Origin of the sequence: Pseudomonas sp. Os17 (assembly GCF_001547895.1) — a bacterium.
GTDB lineage: Bacteria > Pseudomonadota > Gammaproteobacteria > Pseudomonadales > Pseudomonadaceae > Aquipseudomonas.
In genome coordinates this window covers 5,431,102-5,447,296 of record NZ_AP014627.1, presented here as the reverse complement: position 1 = coordinate 5,447,296, position 16,195 = coordinate 5,431,102, and the positions used below count along the sequence as shown (strand labels likewise).

Sequence of the window (16,195 nt, the reverse complement as noted above, 5' to 3'; positions counted from 1 at the left end):
CGCCGGCAAGCCGGCTCCTACCAGGGCACGACGCCAATCACTCGCCGTAGGCGCTGGCTTGCCAGCGAAGAGGCCTTCAGGCCTCTTCACCCTCCGCCAGCAGGGCAATCCCGCCGATGATCACGAAGACGCCGATCCAGTGCAGCAGGCTGATCTGTTCGCCCAGGCCCAGCCACGACCCCAGCAGGACCACCACGAACACCAGGGAACTCAAGGGGAAGGCCAGGGACAGGCTGCTGCGACGCAGGATCAGCATCCACACGAAAAACGCGCCGATGTAGCAGGCAATCGCCAGCAGCACACCCGGATTGACCGCCACGGCCGCCAGCCATTGCAGGTTGAAATCCATCTGCCCCAACTGATCGCCGCCGACCTTGGTGGCGATCTGCCCGGCGCTCTCGAAGCCGATCAGCAGGGCCCAGAGCACGATGGTGCCCAGACGCTCGTGCAGCCAGCCGTGGGAGGTGTTCGAACTCATGAAGCGTTTCCTTCTATTCGTTGAATGAGGCTCAGGTACTGGCCACGCACACCAGCATCACCCCGGCGGTGATCACCAGGGTGCCCAGCCAGCGCCGGCGGCTGACGGTCTCGCCCAGCACCACCTTGCCCGCCAGTACCACGCCGCAATAGGCCAGGGCCGCAGCCGGGAACAACAGGCTCAGGGGCGCCCGGGACAGGGCTTCGAGCCAGACGAAGAACTCGATGGCGTAGGCGCCGATGCCGCACCACAGCAGGGGCGCGTTGAACACCTGGCCCCAGAAGGCATTCAGGCGAAAGCCGCCTTCCAGCTCCGGCAGGCGGTCGAGGCCGAGCTTGAAACAGAGTTGGCCGATCACGTCCAGGAGGATTGAAAAGGCCACCAGCAGAACAACGGTCAGGGTCACGGGAACAGCTCCTCGAACAGCGAAATCAGGGCTTCATTGGTCACCGAGTTGCGCAGCAGGTCGTCCTGGCTCCAGCGTTCGGCCGGGGGCTGGTCGGACTTGGCTTCCCAGCGTTTGAAGGCGTTGCTGAAGGCCGGTTTGGCGAACTCGCCGCAGACGTCGATGCCCAGGATGCGCTTGCGCGCCGCCAGTGCCCGCAGTGCCTGCAGCAGGTGGGTCAGGCGCATGCCGCCCTGGTCCCAGTTGGTGGCGGCGTCTTCGCTGGCCAGCACGTCCTTGTCGATGGTGATCCACACCGCTTCGGTGGGCAGGCTGTCGATCATCTGCGCGAGGAAGGCGGCCCAGTCCAGGTCCGCCAGGTTGCGCCAGTGCAGGAGGTTTTCCTGCTGTTGATGCCCGGCGCCGTCGCCGACCCGGCCCCAGACCTTGGACGGCGCGTGCTGCCAGGGAAACAGCTGCAGTTTGCCGTGCTTCAGGGCGCCGAGGTTGCCGCCGCGCAGTTGCGGATTATGCAAATCTTCGCTGCAAGGGCCCAAGGTGACGATGCGCTGGATATTCGGCAGCTGCAGCGCCCGGTTGACCCAGGAGCCGCAGTGCCGGCGCGGGGCGAAGCGTACCCAGTCGGGGTGGTTGTCGAAGTGGATCAGGCTCACCGGCTCTTTGAGGTCGCCGAGAAAGGCCGGGGTCAGGTGGTGATAGTCACCGGAGCCGACGAAGAAGATTTCCGGCTGCGGGCCGCTGTGCCGGGGGCGTTGGCCCAGGCGCTCGGTGAAGTGGCGGTAGGTGCGTTCGGTGGACCAGAGGCGCAGCTTGGGGCCCAGGTCCAGCAGGTCCAGGCGTCGTGCCTGGCCGCTGTTCAGGCGCCGGACAATGGGCTCCTGGGCGGTCAGGCTGTGGTCGAGATCTAAGATATTCAAGGTGTTCTTTACCCATGGCAGCGCCCTCCAGAAACTGCGTGATAACGCGCAAACGCAGGCTGGACGGGCTTTACCGGGTAAATGCAAGGGTCGGGCCAGGGTGGCAGGCGACAGGCGGCGCCGGCCTCGCGAGCAAGCTCGCTCCTACACAAAGGGCAGGGCCTCAGGCGTGGAGGCGGACCCAGACGCTGACCAGGATCGTCGCGGCTATCAGCCAGGCCACGGCGGCCACCGCCAGGGACGCTTCCAGGCGCAGGCGGTCAACCATCACATACAGGGTCGCCAGGTAGACGAAGTAGGGAATGATCGACCACATGCCGAACAGGATGGTGGTCTTCAGGTCGTCGAGCGAGCGGCCCTTGCCGACGATGTAGTGGGCGATCAGGGCAAAGGTCGGGAACAGCGGCACCAGCCCGGCGATGTAGTAGTTCCGGGTCTTGGCCAGGGCCGCCAGAATCACCACCACCGCCGCGCCCAGGGCGGCCTTCAACAATAGATCCATAAGTCCTCGCGCTGGGGTCAGTGGTTCAGGCCGTACTTCTTGACCTTGTCGAACAGGGTGGTCTTGGCCATGCCCAGCTCCTGGCTGGCCTGGGTCAGGTTGCCGCCGCTGCGCTGCAAGGCGTCGTTCAGCAGGTTGCGTTCGAAGGCTTCCACCGCCTCGGCAAAACCCAGGCCCTGGGCTGCGCTGCCGCCGGTCTTCTTGAACGCCGGCAGGCCCAGGGCGAAGCGCTCGGCGACGTTGCGCAGTTCGCGCACGTTGCCCGGCCAGTCGTGGCTCATCAGGCTCGACAGGGTCTGGTTGTCCAGCTCCGGCACGGCGCGGTCGAAGCGCAGGGACGACTGCTGCAGAAAGTGTTCGAACAGTTGCAGGATGTCCTCGCGGCGCTCGCGCAGGGGCGGCAGTTCCAGGGTCACCACGTTGAGGCGGTAGTACAGGTCGCTGCGAAATGCCTTGGCCCGGCTCAGCTCGTCCAGGTCCGACTTGGTGGCGGCGATCACCCGGCAATCCACGGCCACGCTCTGGTTCGAACCCAGGCGTTCCAGGGTCCGCTCCTGCAATACCCGCAGCAGCTTGATCTGCAGGTTGATCGGCATGCTTTCCACTTCATCGAGGAACAGGGTGCCCTGGTGAGCGTGCTCGATCTTGCCGATCCGGCGTTTGCCGGCGCCGGTGAAGGCGTTGGCCTCGTGGCCGAAAATCTCGCTTTCGAACAGGTTCTCCGGCAAGCCGCCGCAGTTCAGGGCGACGAACTGTTGCGGGTGGCGGCGGCTGAAGTCGTGCAGGCAGCGGGCGACCAGTTCCTTGCCGGTGCCGGTTTCGCCTTCGATCAGCACGTTGGCCGACGTATCGGCGACGTTGGCGATCAATTCCCGCAGGTTCTGCATGGCCGGCGAGCGCCCGATGATCCGGCCTTCCAGGGAACTGCGTTCGGCCAGTTGGCGGCGCAGGGAGGTCACTTCCCGGGCCAGGCCTCGCTGCTCCAGGGCGCGGCGGGCCACGTCCACCAGGCGCTCGGGAGAAAAGGGTTTCTCCATGAAGTCGTAGGCGCCTTTCTGCATGGCCCCCACGGCCATGGAAATATCCCCGTGACCGGTGATCAGCACCACCGGCAGGCTGCGATCCCGGGCCTTGAGTTGGGTCAGCAGTTCCAGGCCGTCGATGCCCGGCAGGCGGATGTCACTGACCACGATGCCGGGAAAGTTGTCGCCGACCTGGGCCAGGGCCTCTTCGGCGCTGCCCACGCCAATGCAGGGGATGTCTTCCAGGGCCAGGGCCTGCTGGCAACCCAGCAGGACATGGGGATCGTCTTCGACGATCAGCACGGTCAGCTCGTTGTTCATATCGACTCGGCTTGAGTGGGGCTTGCCAGGGGCAAGCTGAGGACAAAGGCGGTGCCGCCGCTTGCCGGATGTTCCACCCCCAGGCTGCCGCCGGTGGCGGCGGCGAGGCTGGCGGACAGGGTCAGGCCCAGGCCCAGGCCCTGCTCGCCGGGTTTGGTGGTGAAGAAGGGTTCGAACAGATGCTTGCGCGCCTCGGGATCGATGCCGTGGCCGTTGTCGCGTACCCGCAGACGGTACTTGCCGTCGCCGGGTTCGCCTTCCAGCCACAGTTCCGGCGCCGGCTGCGCCTGCATGGCGTCCAGGGCATTGCCGATCAGGTTGACCAGGATCTGCTCCAGGCGGGTCTGGTCGATCTGCAGGGTCTGTTCGCTGAAGTCGCGGTGCAGTTGCAGGGGCAGGGGTTCGATGCGGGCGTTGAGGATCTGCAGGGCGGCGTCCACCGCCTTGTCCAGGCTGGCCTGGCCCTGGTCGTCGCCGCGGCGGGCGAAGGCGCGCAGGCTGGCGGTGATGCGGCCCATGCGGTCGATCAGTTCGTTGATGGTCTTGAGGTTGGCGCTGGCGGTGTCCAGGGCGCCGCGCTCAAGAAAGCGCACGGTGTTGCCGGACAAGGTGCGCAGCGCCGCCAGGGGCTGGTTGAGCTCGTGGGCGATGCTGGTGGACATCTGGCCGATGGCCGCCAGCTTGCCGGCCTGGACCAGCTCGTCCTGGGCCCGGCGCAGGGTTTCCTCGGCCTGGCGGCGTTCGCGGATCTGGCTCTTGAGCCGCTCGTTGCTGGCCCGCAGGTCGGCGGTGCGCTCGGTGATTCGGCGCTCCAGCTGGCTGTTGGCTTCCTGCAGGGCTTCACGGGCGGCCAGGCGCGTGGCGATGACCTTGCGCCGCTCGTTCCAGGCGATCAGCAAGAACGCCACCAGGGCAAACGCCACGGCCACCAGGATGCCCTGGTTGATGGCTTCGCGGCGCAGGTCCTGCAAGGGGGTGAGCAGGGTGAAATTCCACGGGGTGTCGCTCAGGGGGCGGGTCTGGGACAGGTAGCTGATGGCCTTGCCGTCGGACTCGAGTTCGGTGTTGGCGGGGAAGGTCAGTTTCTCCACGCCTTCGGCCAGGCGTTCCCGGGCCAGGGGTTCGAGTTCGTTGAGCGGGAACCAGTAGTACTGCAGGCTGCGGGCCAGGCGCTCCTTGGTGTCGTCGCTCAGGGGGAGGACCGACTTGAGACGCCGCGCCGGGTCGCTGGAGAGGATGATGATGCCGTTCTCGTCGCTGACGAAGGCTTCCAGACGGGCGCGCTGCCAGCGCTCCTCCAGGGCTTCCAGGCGCACCTTGACCACCGCCACGCCAATGATTTTGCCGTGCTCTTCCAGGCCGTGGGCCAGGTAGTAGCCGGGTTCGCCGTTGGTGCTGCCGATGCCGTAGAAGCGTCCGGGCTGGCCGCGCACGGCGTTCTGGAAGTAGGCGCGAAACGACAGGTCCTCACCCAGGTAGCTGTCGACGTCACGCCAGTTGCTGGTGGCCAGTACCCGGCCGGTGGTGTCCATGACATAGATGGCCCGGCTGCGACTGCGGCGGTTCAGGCCTTCGAGGTATTGATTGACGGTCTGCCGGTGTTCCGGCGAGGGATCGTCCAGCAAGCGCGAGACACTGGATTCCAGTTCCAGCAGGCTGGGCAGATAGGTGTATTTGCTGATCTCGCTTTCTACGGCGCGGGCGTGCAGCTCCAACTGGCGTTCGCCATTTTCGCTGAGGGTGCGGATGCCGTTGTGTTCGCTGACCCAGAAGCCGATGTAGCCCAGGCCGATCATCAGCAGGATGACCAGTGGCGGCAGGAACAGTTGGCGGATCAGACGGGGTTTCACGGCAAGTGATGGCGGCGCGGCGCGATAGAGAGTGGGGTCGCATTTCATCACAGATGCCTTGGGTCAACCACTGTGCGGTGTCCATAGGAGCCGGCCGGCCGGCGAAGAGGGCGACCCTGGCGATAGGGGAGCCAGGTGCGTTCCCTTCGCCGGCCAGCCGGCTCCTACAGAAGCACAGGTTTAGTGCTGCAGGATCTTCTCGAGGAAGTGCTGGGCACGTTCGGAGCGGGCGCTGATGTCGCCGAAGAATTCCTCTTTCTGGCAGTCTTCGATGATCTGGCCCTTGTCCATGAAAATCACTCGGTTGGCCACTTTGCGGGCAAAGCCCATTTCGTGGGTCACGCACATCATGGTCATGCCTTCCTGGGCCAGTTGCACCATGACGTCCAGCACTTCATTGACCATTTCCGGGTCCAGGGCCGAGGTCGGTTCGTCGAACAGCATGACGATCGGGTCCATGGCCAGGGCGCGGGCGATGGCCACGCGCTGTTGCTGGCCGCCGGACAGTTGGCCCGGGTGCTTGTGGGCGTGGGCGGCGAGGCCGACGCGGTCCAGCAGTTGCAGGCCTTTCTTGGTGGCCTCTTCCTTGCTGCGACCCAGGACCTTGATCTGCGCGATGGTCAGGTTCTCGGTGATGGTCAGGTGCGGGAACAGTTCGAAATGCTGGAACACCATGCCCACGCGGGAGCGCAGTTTCGGCAGGTTGGTCTTGGGGTCGGCGATGGAGGTGCCGTCGACCACGATGTCGCCCTTCTGGAAGGGTTCCAGGGCGTTGACGCACTTGATCAGGGTCGACTTGCCCGAGCCGGACGGCCCGCAGACCACCACCACTTCACCCTTCTTGACCTCGGTGCTGCAATCAGTCAGCACCTGGAAGTCCCCATACCACTTGTTGATGTTCTTGATAGAGATCATACGGCGAACCTTTTTTGCAGACGCTTGACCAGCAGCGAGGCGGCAAAGCTGATTGTGAAATAGACCAGACCAGCGATGATCAGGAATTCATTGGAGCGGCCGATGATGTCGCCGCTGGAACGCGAGGCGTTGAGGAAGTCCACCAGGCCCACGGTGTACACCAGGGAGGTGTCCTGGAACAGGATGATGCTCTGCTGCAGCAGCAAAGGGGTCATCTTGCGGAACGCCTGGGGCAGGATGATCAGGCGCATGGTCTGGCCATAGCTCATGCCCAGTGCCTGGGCGGCGCCCATCTGGCCCTTGGGAATGGACTGCACGCCGGCGCGGACGATTTCGCAGAAGTACGCCGCTTCGAACATCATGAAGGCCACGATGCACGAGGTGAAGGCGCCGATCGGGGTGTCTTCGCCGGTGATCCAGCGCAGTACGAAAGGCACCGCCAGATAGAACCAGGTGATCACCAGCAGCAGCGGGATCGAGCGGAAGTAGTTGACGTAGGCACCGGCCAGGTTCGACAGCAGCTTGTTGTGGGACAAGCGCATCAGGGCCAGCAAGGTGCCGAGGATGATCCCGCCGACCACGCCCATGACCATCAGCTTGAGGGTCATCAGCATGCCGTTCCACAGGCCGGGAATGGCCGGGATGATGCCCGAGAAGTCGAATTCCATTATTTACCCCCCACGGAGATCAGGCCGGGGACCGAGACTTTTTTCTCTACCAGGCGCATCAGCAGCATCAGGCTCATGTTCAAGGTGAAGTAGATCAGGGTGGCCAGGGTGAAGGCCTCGAACAGGTTGGCCGAGAACTCGGCGGTCTGTTTGGTCTGGGCCAGCAGCTCCATCAGGCCGATCAGGGACGCCACCGAGGAGTTCTTGAAGACGTTGAGAAACTCCGAGGTGAGCGGCGGAATGATGATCCGGTAGGCCTGGGGCAGCAGCACGTTCCAGTAGATCTGCGGCAGCGAGAAGCCCATGGCGCGGGCGGCGGATTCCTGGCCGCGGGGCAGCGCCTGGATACCGGTACGTACCTGTTCGCAGACTCGGGCGGCGGTGAACAGGCCCAGGCACACGACAACGCTCAGGTAGGCCGAGGTGGTCGGGTTGAGGTCCTGCTTGTACCACTCCTGAAGGTTTTCCGGCAGCAGGTCGGGTACCAGGAAGTACCAGATGAACAGCTGCACCAGCAGCGGCACGTTACGGAAGATCTCCACGTAGACGGTGGCGATGCCCGACACCAGACGGTTCGGCACGGTACGCATGACGCCCAGGATCGACCCCAGCAGCAGCGCGATGATCCAGGCCACCACGGCGATGGCGATGGTCCAGCCCAGGCCGCTGATGAACCAGTCGAGATAGGTCTCGCTGCCCACGCCGGTGGACTTGAAGAACACGCCCCAGTCCCAGTTGTAATTCATTAGGGTTACCCCTCAGATCGTTCGATGTACAAGCACCCGCCTGGGGACGTCCGTTCCCACCCGGCCAGGAAGGCCAGGCACACGCGATCGGCTCGACAACCACCGGTTCGAGTGTTTCCAAAAAAATGCCAGCAGGTAGTGACAGACTCCCGAAGGGGCGGCGCCCCTTCAGGAGATAAGGTTAGTCAGGAATCAGGACTTTTTATCGTCAGCCGCTTTGTCGGTCGGGTTGGCGATCAGGGCCTTGAGCTCGTCGCTCATCGGGAACATCAGGTTCAGGCCTTTTGGCGGAATCGGCGATTGGAACCACTTGTCGTAGATCTTGTTGATTTCGCCAGACTTGTAGGTGGCAACGATGGCGTCGTCCACGGCTTTCTTGAACGGGGCATCGCCCTTGCGCACCATGCAGCCGTAGATTTCGTAGGACTGCGGGGTACCGGTCACGGCCCAGTCAGTGGGCTTCTTGGCCTTGGCCATTTCACCGGCCAGCAACGCGTCGTCCATCATGAAGGCGACGGCACGACCCGATTCCAGCATCTGGAACGACTCACCGTGGTCCTTGGCGGAGATCACGTTCATGCCCATCTGCTTGTCGGCGTTCATGGCCTTGAGGATGCGCTCGGACGTGGTACCGGCGGTGGTCACCACGTTCTTGCCTTTCAGATCAGCGAAATCCTTGTAGGTCGAGTCCTTTTTGGACAGCAGACGGGTACCGATTTCGAAGATGCCGACCGAGAAGTCGACCTGTTGCTGGCGCTCGACGTTGTTGGTGGTGGAGCCGCACTCGACGTCCACGGTGCCGTTCTGCACCAGCGGGATACGGGTCTGGGAGGTTACCAGGTTGTACTTGACCTTCAGGTCAGGCATGTCGAGGTCTTTCTTGATCGCTTCGACGATTTTCAGCTGGATGTCGTGGGAGTAGCCCACTGGCACGCCAGAAGCGTCAGCGATGTAGGAAAACGGGATGGAAGCGTCGCGATGTCCGAGGGTGATGGTGCCGGACTCTTTGATTTTCTTCAGTGTGCCGGTGAGCTCGGCAGCGAAAACTGGAGTGCTAATCAGAGCGGCAGCGATAGCTGCGCCCAACAGATGGGGAACGATGCGCATCAATATTTCCTCGACATTTGTTTTTTTTATGAAGCCAGTTCGACGGCTCTTTTATACAGCGAATGCCTTGACGGCTCCTGGTGTGTTGGCACGACAGGCATTCGTCGCACAGTGTAGAGCATGAGTCGTGCCAGACCCATTGATCATGCTCAAGTCATTGATTTTAAAGGTCATAAAAATTTATTGAGGCATAAATTTCCGTGCTTTTATCCGGTTATCCGAATGCCTTTCGGTCGGCCATTCGGAAAACCGAACGCGATGCTTTGCTGTGGAGAGGGGCGGCGAGTCGAGGCGAGCGGCTGCGATGCACCACAAAAAAAGCCCCTGGGCCTTCCGGCGCAGGGGCTTGACGTGCTCCATGGCGTTCAGGCCGCCTTGATCTTGCCGCGATTGTCCTCGACCTTTTGCAGATAATCCTGCAACTGCCGTTGTTCGGCGGCGGTGGTGAACAGGCCCAGCTTGCTTCGGCGCCAGAGAATATCCTCGGCCTTCAGTGCCCATTCCTCGGCACACAGATAATCCACTTCGCGGGTGTACAGGCCGCCCCCCAGGTGTTCACCCAGGTCGTTGAGGCTATGCACGCCTTCCAGCAGGCGCCAGGTGCGGCTGCCATAGGTGGTGGCCCAGCGGCGGGCGATCTGGCTGGGCACCCAGTCGAATTTCTTGCGGATGGCTTCCGCCAGGGCTTGCGGCGTGCTCATGTGCTCGCCGCCGGGCAGGGTGGCCTGGGCGGTCCAGCTCGGCTTGGCCTGCTTGAAGTAGGGCGCCAGCTGCGCCATGGCCGATTCCGCCAGCTTGCGGTAGGTGGTCAGCTTGCCGCCGAACACTGACAGCAGCGGAGCTTCCTCGCCAGTGCCGGAAAGGGCCAGGGTGTAGTCGCGAGTCACGGCCGAAGGGTTGTCGGATTCGTCGTTGCACAGCGGGCGAACACCGGAGTAGCTGTGCAGGATATCGCCGCGGCTGAGCTGCTTCTTGAAGTGCGCGTTGACCACCTGCAGCAGGTAGTCGGTTTCGCCTTCGGTGATTGCGACCTTGGCCGGGTCACCGGTGTATTCACGGTCGGTGGTGCCGATCAGGGTGAACTGATCGAGGTAGGGAATGGTGAAGACAATGCGCTGGTCTTCGTTCTGCAGGATGTGCGCGTGCTCGCCCTCGTACAGCTTGGGCACGATCAGGTGGCTGCCCTGGATCAGGCGGATGCCGTAAGGCGATTCCAGTTTCAGGTCATCCTTGATGAACTTGGCGACCCAGGGGCCGGCCGCGTTCACCAGGGCCTTGGCGGTGATGGAGAACAGGCTGCCGTCGGCCCGTTCCAGTTCCAGTTGCCACAGGCCCTTGCTGCGTCGGGCGCTGATGCAGCGGGTCTGGGTATGCACATGGGCGCCGTGCTCGCGGGCGGCCATGGCGTTGAGCACCACCAGGCGGGCATCGTCGACCCAGCAGTCGGAGTATTCGAAGCCTTTGCTGATCTCGGCTTTCAGCGCGCTGTCGGCACCGAACTTCAGGCTGCGCGAACCGGCGAGCTTCTCCCGCTTGCCCAGGTGGTCATACAGGAACAGACCGGCGCGAATCATCCAGGCCGGGCGCAGGTGGGGCCGGTGCGGCAGGACAAAACGCATGGGCTTGACGATATGCGGCGCCTTGGCCAGGAGCACTTCACGCTCGGCCAGGGCTTCGCGTACCAGGCGGAACTCGTAATGTTCGAGGTAGCGCAGGCCACCGTGGATCAGCTTGCTGCTGGCCGACGAAGTGTGGCTGGCCAGATCGTCCTTTTCGCAAAGGAACACGGACAAGCCGCGACCTGCCGCGTCCGCGGCAATTCCAACACCATTGATCCCACCGCCAATGACGGCGATATCGTAAACCTCGGAGAGAGGGCGCGCGGGCAAGGTAGAAGTGGGCATCGACGGGCCTCGTGTTGCTTTGGTATTTGAATTCGAACATTGATGTTCATTTTCGAAAATACTAGCGCATAAAGACCCACGCATCCAGCGCACTTCGATTGAAAAAACTGATCGAAACAGCTTTGGAAGATGGTTTTCGAACATTGTCAGGCGATTGATGCCGCGGTTGCCCCGCGCCCGCAGGGGCGGGTCACTGATGCAGGTGGACGAGGGCGCTATCGAGCCAGCCGTGGGCCGGCGCGCGAATGCGCCCTGCGTTGTCTTGCCGGAGGGAAGGGGGCTCAGACCACTTCGAGGCGGATCTTGTGCTGGTTGAGCAGTTGGGTCAGGGCCGGGACCGGTTGCTGGTCGGTGACCAGGCAATCGATCAGGCTGATGGGGCCGAGGCGGATCATGGCGTTGCGCCCGAACTTGCTGGAGTCGGCGGCCAGGATCACTTGCCGGGCATTGGCGATGATCGCCTGGGAAACCCGCACTTCCTGGTAGTCGAAGTCCAGCAGGCTGCCGTCCTCGTCGATGCCGCTGATGCCCACCAGGGCGAAGTCCACCTTGAACTGATTGATGAAGTCGACGCTGGCCTGGCCCACCACGCCGCCGTCACGGCGCACATTGCCGCCAGTGAGCAGCACGTCGAAATCATCCTTGGCACTGAGCATTGAAGCCACGTGCAGGTTGTTGGTGATGATCTTCAGGTGGCTGTGGTTGAGCAGGGCGCGGGCGATGGATTCGGTGGTGGTGCCGATGTTGATGAACAGCGAGGCGTGATCGGGGATCTGCGCGGCAACGGCTTCGCCGATGCGCTGCTTTTCATCGCGCATCTGGTCGGCGCGCATGGCGTAGGCGGTGTTTTCGACGCTGGAGTCGTAGGCCGCGCCGCCGTGGTAGCGGCGCAGCAGATTGGCTTCCGCCAGCTGGTTGATATCGCGGCGGATGGTTTGCGGGGTCACAACGAACAGCTGGGCCAATTCCTCGATGCTGACGTAGCCGCGTTCGCGGACCAGATCGAGGATTTGCTGCTGACGGGGAGGCAGATTCATGGGGCTTCCTTTGGGCTGCCGTGCAAAATTTGCCCATGATGCCGCAGGAATCCCCTCCCGACCAGTTACAAGCGGTTACCTATCCACGGCTTGGCCTATTTGGCCTCTTCGTGGGGTTCCCAGTCGCGGGTGCGGCTGACGGCCTTCTTCCAGCCTGCGTACAGGCCTTCTTTTTCCGCTTCGGCCAGTTGGGGTTCGAACTCGCGCTCGATCACCGCCTTGCCTCGCAGCTCTTCCAGGCTGCCCCAGAAACCGCAGGCCAGGCCTGCCAGGTAGGCGGCGCCCAGGGCCGTGGTTTCGCGCATTTGCGGGCGCTCCACCTGAGTACCGAGGATGTCGGCCTGGAACTGCATGAGGAAGTTGTTGGCCACGGCGCCGCCGTCCACGCGCAGGGCTTTGAGGCGTTCACCGGAATCCTGTTGCATGGCGTCGAGCACGTCGCGGGTCTGGTAGGCGATGGATTCCAGGGCGGCGCGGATGATGTGATCCACGCGCACGCCTCGGGTCAGGCCGAACAGCGCGCCACGGGCGTAGGGGTCCCAATAGGGCGCGCCGAGACCGGTGAAGGCCGGCACCAGGTACACGCCATTGCTGTCCTTGACCTTGTTGGCGAAGTATTCGGTGTCGTGGGCGTCGTTGATGATCTTCAGCTCATCACGCAGCCACTGCACGGTGGAGCCGCCGTTGAACACTGCGCCTTCCAGTGCGTAGGCCACTTCGCCGCGGGGGCCGCAGGCGATGGTGGTGAGCATGCCGTGCTGGGATTTCACCGCCTTGTCGCCGGTGTTCATCAGCAGGAAGCAGCCGGTGCCGTAGGTGTTCTTGGCCTGGCCCGGCTCGACGCACATCTGGCCGAACAGCGCCGCTTGCTGGTCGCCGGCGATGCCGCCGATGGCGATACCACTCTTGGTGCGACCGTAGATTTCCGACGAGGACTTCACCTCGGGGAGCATTTTCCGCGGGATATCCAGCACCTCCAGCATCTTCGCGTCCCACTCCAGGGTGTGGATGTTGAAGAGCATGGTGCGCGAGGCGTTGGTGTAGTCGGTGACGTGGGTCTTGCCGCCGGTGAATTTCCAGATCAGCCAGCTGTCGATGGTGCCGAACAGCAGCTCGCCGCTACGGGCGCGCTCGCGGCTGCCTTCGACGTTGTCGAGGATCCACTTGAGCTTGGTGCCGGAGAAGTAGGGGTCGGTGACCAGGCCGGTGGTGTCGCGAATGTAGGCTTCGTGGCCGTCGCGCTTGAGCTGCTGGCAGATCTCGGTGCTGCGGCGGCACTGCCAGACGATGGCGTTGTAGATCGGCCGGCCGGTGGTCTTGTCCCAGACCACGGTGGTTTCCCGCTGGTTGGTGATGCCGATGGCGGCCACCTGGTCGTGATGCAGGCCGGCTTGCGCCAGGGCCTCGACCATCACCGCGCTCTGGGTGGCGAAGATTTCCATCGGGTCATGTTCGACCCAGCCGGCCTGTGGGTAGTGCTGGGCGAACTCGCGCTGGGCGGTGCACACCACGTTGGCGTCGCGGTCGAAAATGATCGCCCGGGAGCTGGTCGTACCCTGATCGAGGGCAATGATGTAGTTCTTATTCTGAATGTCGGTCATGTCGATTGCCTTGGACGAAATAAGGGAGTGGAAACAGGCGCGTGATCGATTTGGGCAGGATCACGCGCCGCGAGATTCAAGAAGCTTTGACTTTGCCATCGGCGACCGATTCGCTCTCGGAGGCGGCGACGGCGTTGGGCAGGTGCCGGGCAATCAGTCCGCGATAAGCGGCCGCACCCAGGCAGGCACCGAGGATCGGGGCGAAGACCGGCACCAGGAAGTACGGAATATCCCGGCCGCCGGTAAAGGAAATCTGACCCCAGCCGGCAAAGAACGTCATCAGTTTAGGTCCGAAGTCCCGCGCCGGGTTCATGGCGAAGCCGGTCAGCGGGCCCATGGCGCTGCCGATCACGGCGATCAGCAGGCCGATCAGCAGGGGCGCCATCGCGCCGCGAGGCAGGCCATTGTTGTCGTCGGTCAGGGCCATGATCACGCCCATCAGGATCGCCGTGATCACCACTTCCACCAGGAAGGCCTGGGCGGTGGACAGCGCCGGGTTGGGGAAGGTGGAGAACACCGAGGCCAGTTCCAGGCTGGCCTGGGAACCGCGGATCATTTGGTGAGCCTGTTCGAAATCGAAGAACAGGTTGCTGTACAGCGTGTAAACCAACAGCGCCGCGCAGAAGGCGCCAGCGACCTGGGCCAGGATGTAGAACGGCAGTTTGCGTTTTTCAAAGTCCGCGAACAGGCACAGGGCGATGCTCACGGCAGGATTGAGGTGCGCGCCGGAAACGCCGGCGGTGAGGTAGATCGCCATGCTCACGCCGATCCCCCAGATGATGCTGATTTCCCACAGGCCGAAGCTGGCTCCCGCGACCTTGAGCGCCGCGACGCAGCCGGTGCCGAAGAAGATCAGCAGCGCAGTACCCAGGAACTCGGCCATGCATTGGCCCGATAGTGACGGTTGTTGCAGAGCAGTTGTCATTGTGAACCTCGTTTTTTGTTGTTGTCTGGCGCTGCTGCAAAAGGCATGGAGCGCGACTTCCAACGAAGACGGAATCCCCATTCCGGCCTCGTCTTGCTGCTGGGTGCAACGGTGCATCTACTGCATGATATTCAGAAACGAAAAAATATAGACAAGAAACACCGCTGTCAAAGGTCGAAAGTGAACGGCTGGTCATTTTATAGATATCAATCAAATGAATGATCCGGGGCGACAGTCCCGGGAGTGACAGGTGGTGCGGCGCTGGTGTCTGTGGCCAGGGCTTATCAAGGCCTGGAATAGAGCCTTTTGCCGATTAATGGCCTAAAATTCGCGCGCTCGGTTTTGCCTTTTCGTCCCTCTTGGAGCTGCCATGACCCCTGCATTGGATCTGCTAAAAAAAGTTCGCGCCGAACATCGCATCCACAGTTACGAACATGATCCCAAGGCGGCCTCCTACGGTCTGGAGGCGGCGGAGAAGCTCAGCCTCGATCCGGCGCAAGTGTTCAAGACGCTGCTGGCCAGCAGCGAGAAGGGGGAATTGCTGGTGGCGGTGGTGCCGGTTGCCGGCAGTCTCGACCTCAAGGCCCTGGCCCACGCGGCTGGGGTGAAAAAAGCCGAAATGGCCGATCCGGCCGCTGCCCAGCGTGCCACGGGCTACCTGTTGGGGGGGATCAGCCCGCTGGGGCAGAAGAAGCGTCTGCGGACCTTCATCGACAGCAGTGCTCAGCCTTTGGCCAGTATTTTTGTCAGTGCCGGTCGACGCGGACTGGAAGTGGAATTGGCTGCTGCCGTGCTGGCCGAGCAGACCCAGGGCAAGTTCGCCGACATCGGTCGCCCTTGAGCCAAGGCGTCGGCGGTTGAGCGGGCCGCTGCTGTATGCCGGAAAATCTTCTCGTCTGTGTCTGTCGCGCTGCCGCTCACGCAAGCCATGCTGGCCGCCGACTGATCAAGGAGAAGGGCCATGCAGCTTGAGTTTCAACAGATCGATGCATTCAGTGATCAACCCTTTGCTGGCAACCCGGCCATGGTTTACCGGCTTGATGCATGGCTCGACGACGCCCTGATGCAGCAGATTGCCGCCGAGCACAATCTGGCGGAAACCGCGTTTGTGGTGCGTGAAGCCCAAGGTTGGCGGATTCGCTGGTTCACCCCGGCCACCGAGGTGCCCCTGTGCGGGCATGCCACTCTGGCCAGTGCCTACGTGCTGTTCGAGCTGTATGGGGAGCCGGGGCCACGCATTGAGTTTCTCAGCCGCTCGGGGCCCCTGAGCGTTACCCGTGAAGGCGGCCTGTTGTGGCTGGACTTTCCGCTGCGCAGCCCCCGCCGCCAGGCCGATGCGGAGCAGGTGGCGCAGATACTCGGCGCCAGGGTCATCGATCTGCAAGGCGCCCATGAGCTGTTGGCGGTGCTGGAGTCGGAGCAGGCGGTCCGCGATTGCCGGCCTGATCTGGCGGCGCTGGCCAAGTTGCCCTGGCCGGGGGTGATTGTCACCGCGCGGGGCGAGCGGCATGACTTTGTCTCGCGGTATTTTGCTCCGGCCATCGGCATCGACGAGGATCCGGTGACCGGCTCGACCCATTGCTGCCTGACGCCTTACTGGGCGCAGCAGCTGGACAAGCAGCAACTGAGCGCCTTTCAGTGCTCCGCACGCGGTGGTGAGCTGTTCTGTCGCCTGGAGGGGGAACGGGTGAAGATCGGCGGACACGCCCGGCTGATTGCCAGCGGGCGCTTGCATCTGCAATGACGGCGTTCTGACTCGCCGGCAAGCCGTTTCCTACAGTGTGTTGGCGTAGGGG

General features: G+C 63.1%; 16 protein-coding genes. 2 read left to right on the top strand and 14 right to left on the bottom strand.

Features of this window, described 5'->3' with window-relative positions; translation table 11 throughout:
- Positions 1–76: 76 nt before the first annotated feature.
- The 14 genes from POS17_RS23940 to POS17_RS23875 all read right to left on the bottom strand — a co-directional run bounded on the left by POS17_RS23940 (position 77) and on the right by POS17_RS23875 (position 14,399).
- Positions 77–478, bottom strand: a complete 402-nt coding sequence (locus POS17_RS23940; protein ID WP_016964655.1) for an EamA family transporter — start codon at positions 476–478, stop codon at positions 77–79.
- Positions 479–509: 31 nt separating this feature from the next.
- Complete coding sequence (locus POS17_RS23935; RefSeq protein WP_060840813.1) at positions 510–884, bottom strand: EamA family transporter; 375 nt, start codon at positions 882–884, stop codon at positions 510–512.
- The gene (locus POS17_RS23930; protein ID WP_060840812.1) at positions 881–1,801 is read right to left on the bottom strand and encodes an arginase; all 921 of its coding nucleotides are present in this window, start codon (positions 1,799–1,801) and stop codon (positions 881–883) included. The genes POS17_RS23935 and POS17_RS23930 overlap by 4 nt, the downstream gene beginning before the upstream one ends.
- Before the next feature lie 163 nt (positions 1,802–1,964).
- Positions 1,965–2,294 carry a GlpM family protein gene (locus tag POS17_RS23925; protein ID WP_169892259.1) on the bottom strand — a complete coding sequence of 110 codons (330 nt, stop codon included), beginning with the start codon at positions 2,292–2,294 and terminating at the stop codon, positions 1,965–1,967.
- A 26-nt stretch (positions 2,295–2,320) separates the two neighbouring features.
- Entirely contained in the window at positions 2,321–3,646 is a 1,326-nt protein-coding gene (locus tag POS17_RS23920) for a sigma-54-dependent transcriptional regulator (protein ID WP_060840811.1), read from the bottom strand.
- Positions 3,643–5,544 carry a sensor histidine kinase gene (locus POS17_RS23915; protein WP_060840810.1) on the bottom strand — a complete coding sequence of 634 codons (1,902 nt, stop codon included), beginning with the start codon at positions 5,542–5,544 and terminating at the stop codon, positions 3,643–3,645. The genes POS17_RS23920 and POS17_RS23915 overlap by 4 nt, the downstream gene beginning before the upstream one ends.
- A gap of 132 nt (positions 5,545–5,676) precedes the next feature.
- Positions 5,677–6,411 carry an amino acid ABC transporter ATP-binding protein gene (locus POS17_RS23910; RefSeq protein ID WP_016964662.1) on the bottom strand — a complete coding sequence of 245 codons (735 nt, stop codon included), beginning with the start codon at positions 6,409–6,411 and terminating at the stop codon, positions 5,677–5,679.
- On the bottom strand, positions 6,408–7,079 hold the full coding sequence (locus POS17_RS23905) for an amino acid ABC transporter permease (protein WP_011063127.1): 672 nt from the start codon (positions 7,077–7,079) through the stop codon (positions 6,408–6,410). The genes POS17_RS23910 and POS17_RS23905 overlap by 4 nt, the downstream gene beginning before the upstream one ends.
- Complete coding sequence (locus tag POS17_RS23900; RefSeq protein WP_011063126.1) at positions 7,079–7,825, bottom strand: amino acid ABC transporter permease; 747 nt, start codon at positions 7,823–7,825, stop codon at positions 7,079–7,081. The genes POS17_RS23905 and POS17_RS23900 overlap by 1 nt, the downstream gene beginning before the upstream one ends.
- A 192-nt stretch (positions 7,826–8,017) precedes the next feature.
- Entirely contained in the window at positions 8,018–8,932 is a 915-nt protein-coding gene (locus POS17_RS23895) for a glutamate/aspartate ABC transporter substrate-binding protein (protein ID WP_060840809.1), read from the bottom strand.
- Positions 8,933–9,297: 365 nt separating this feature from the next.
- Positions 9,298–10,836, bottom strand: coding sequence for a glycerol-3-phosphate dehydrogenase (glpD, locus tag POS17_RS23890; protein ID WP_060840808.1), 1,539 nt, complete (start codon positions 10,834–10,836; stop codon positions 9,298–9,300).
- Between the two features lie 281 nt (positions 10,837–11,117).
- Positions 11,118–11,873, bottom strand: a complete 756-nt coding sequence (locus POS17_RS23885; RefSeq protein WP_011063123.1) for a DeoR/GlpR family transcriptional regulator — start codon at positions 11,871–11,873, stop codon at positions 11,118–11,120.
- A 95-nt stretch (positions 11,874–11,968) separates the two neighbouring features.
- The gene (gene glpK / locus POS17_RS23880; protein ID WP_060840807.1) at positions 11,969–13,474 is read right to left on the bottom strand and encodes a glycerol kinase GlpK; all 1,506 of its coding nucleotides are present in this window, start codon (positions 13,472–13,474) and stop codon (positions 11,969–11,971) included.
- Positions 13,475–13,550: 76 nt separating this feature from the next.
- A complete protein-coding gene (locus POS17_RS23875) occupies positions 13,551–14,399 on the bottom strand; it encodes an MIP/aquaporin family protein (protein ID WP_060840806.1) in 849 nt (282 codons plus the stop codon).
- Positions 14,400–14,769: 370 nt separating this feature from the next.
- Here POS17_RS23875 and ybaK point away from each other — a divergent pair, with 370 nt between their 5' ends.
- Both ybaK and POS17_RS23865 read left to right on the top strand, forming a co-directional pair.
- The gene (ybaK, locus tag POS17_RS23870) at positions 14,770–15,240 is read left to right on the top strand and encodes a Cys-tRNA(Pro) deacylase (RefSeq protein ID WP_060840805.1); all 471 of its coding nucleotides are present in this window, start codon (positions 14,770–14,772) and stop codon (positions 15,238–15,240) included.
- Between the two features lie 120 nt (positions 15,241–15,360).
- Positions 15,361–16,143: a PhzF family phenazine biosynthesis protein gene (locus POS17_RS23865; RefSeq protein ID WP_060840804.1), complete on the top strand. Its 783-nt coding sequence runs from the start codon at positions 15,361–15,363 to the stop codon at positions 16,141–16,143.
- The last annotated feature ends 52 nt before the right edge of the window (positions 16,144–16,195 follow it).

Coding starts and splice junctions, on each gene's coding strand:
- POS17_RS23920 (WP_060840811.1), bottom strand. CDS start 3,646: ATGAACAACGAGCTGACCGTGCTGATCGTCGAAGACGATCCCCATGTC.
- POS17_RS23900 (WP_011063126.1), bottom strand. CDS start 7,825: ATGAATTACAACTGGGACTGGGGCGTGTTCTTCAAGTCCACCGGCGTG.
- POS17_RS23875 (WP_060840806.1), bottom strand. CDS start 14,399: ATGACAACTGCTCTGCAACAACCGTCACTATCGGGCCAATGCATGGCC.
- POS17_RS23905 (WP_011063127.1), bottom strand. CDS start 7,079: ATGGAATTCGACTTCTCGGGCATCATCCCGGCCATTCCCGGCCTGTGG.
- glpD (WP_060840808.1), bottom strand. CDS start 10,836: ATGCCCACTTCTACCTTGCCCGCGCGCCCTCTCTCCGAGGTTTACGAT.
- POS17_RS23910 (WP_016964662.1), bottom strand. CDS start 6,411: ATGATCTCTATCAAGAACATCAACAAGTGGTATGGGGACTTCCAGGTG.
- POS17_RS23895 (WP_060840809.1), bottom strand. CDS start 8,932: ATGCGCATCGTTCCCCATCTGTTGGGCGCAGCTATCGCTGCCGCTCTG.
- POS17_RS23940 (WP_016964655.1), bottom strand. CDS start 478: ATGAGTTCGAACACCTCCCACGGCTGGCTGCACGAGCGTCTGGGCACC.
- ybaK (WP_060840805.1), top strand. CDS start 14,770: ATGACCCCTGCATTGGATCTGCTAAAAAAAGTTCGCGCCGAACATCGC.
- POS17_RS23885 (WP_011063123.1), bottom strand. CDS start 11,873: ATGAATCTGCCTCCCCGTCAGCAGCAAATCCTCGATCTGGTCCGCGAA.
- POS17_RS23865 (WP_060840804.1), top strand. CDS start 15,361: ATGCAGCTTGAGTTTCAACAGATCGATGCATTCAGTGATCAACCCTTT.
- POS17_RS23915 (WP_060840810.1), bottom strand. CDS start 5,544: ATGAAATGCGACCCCACTCTCTATCGCGCCGCGCCGCCATCACTTGCC.
- glpK (WP_060840807.1), bottom strand. CDS start 13,474: ATGACCGACATTCAGAATAAGAACTACATCATTGCCCTCGATCAGGGT.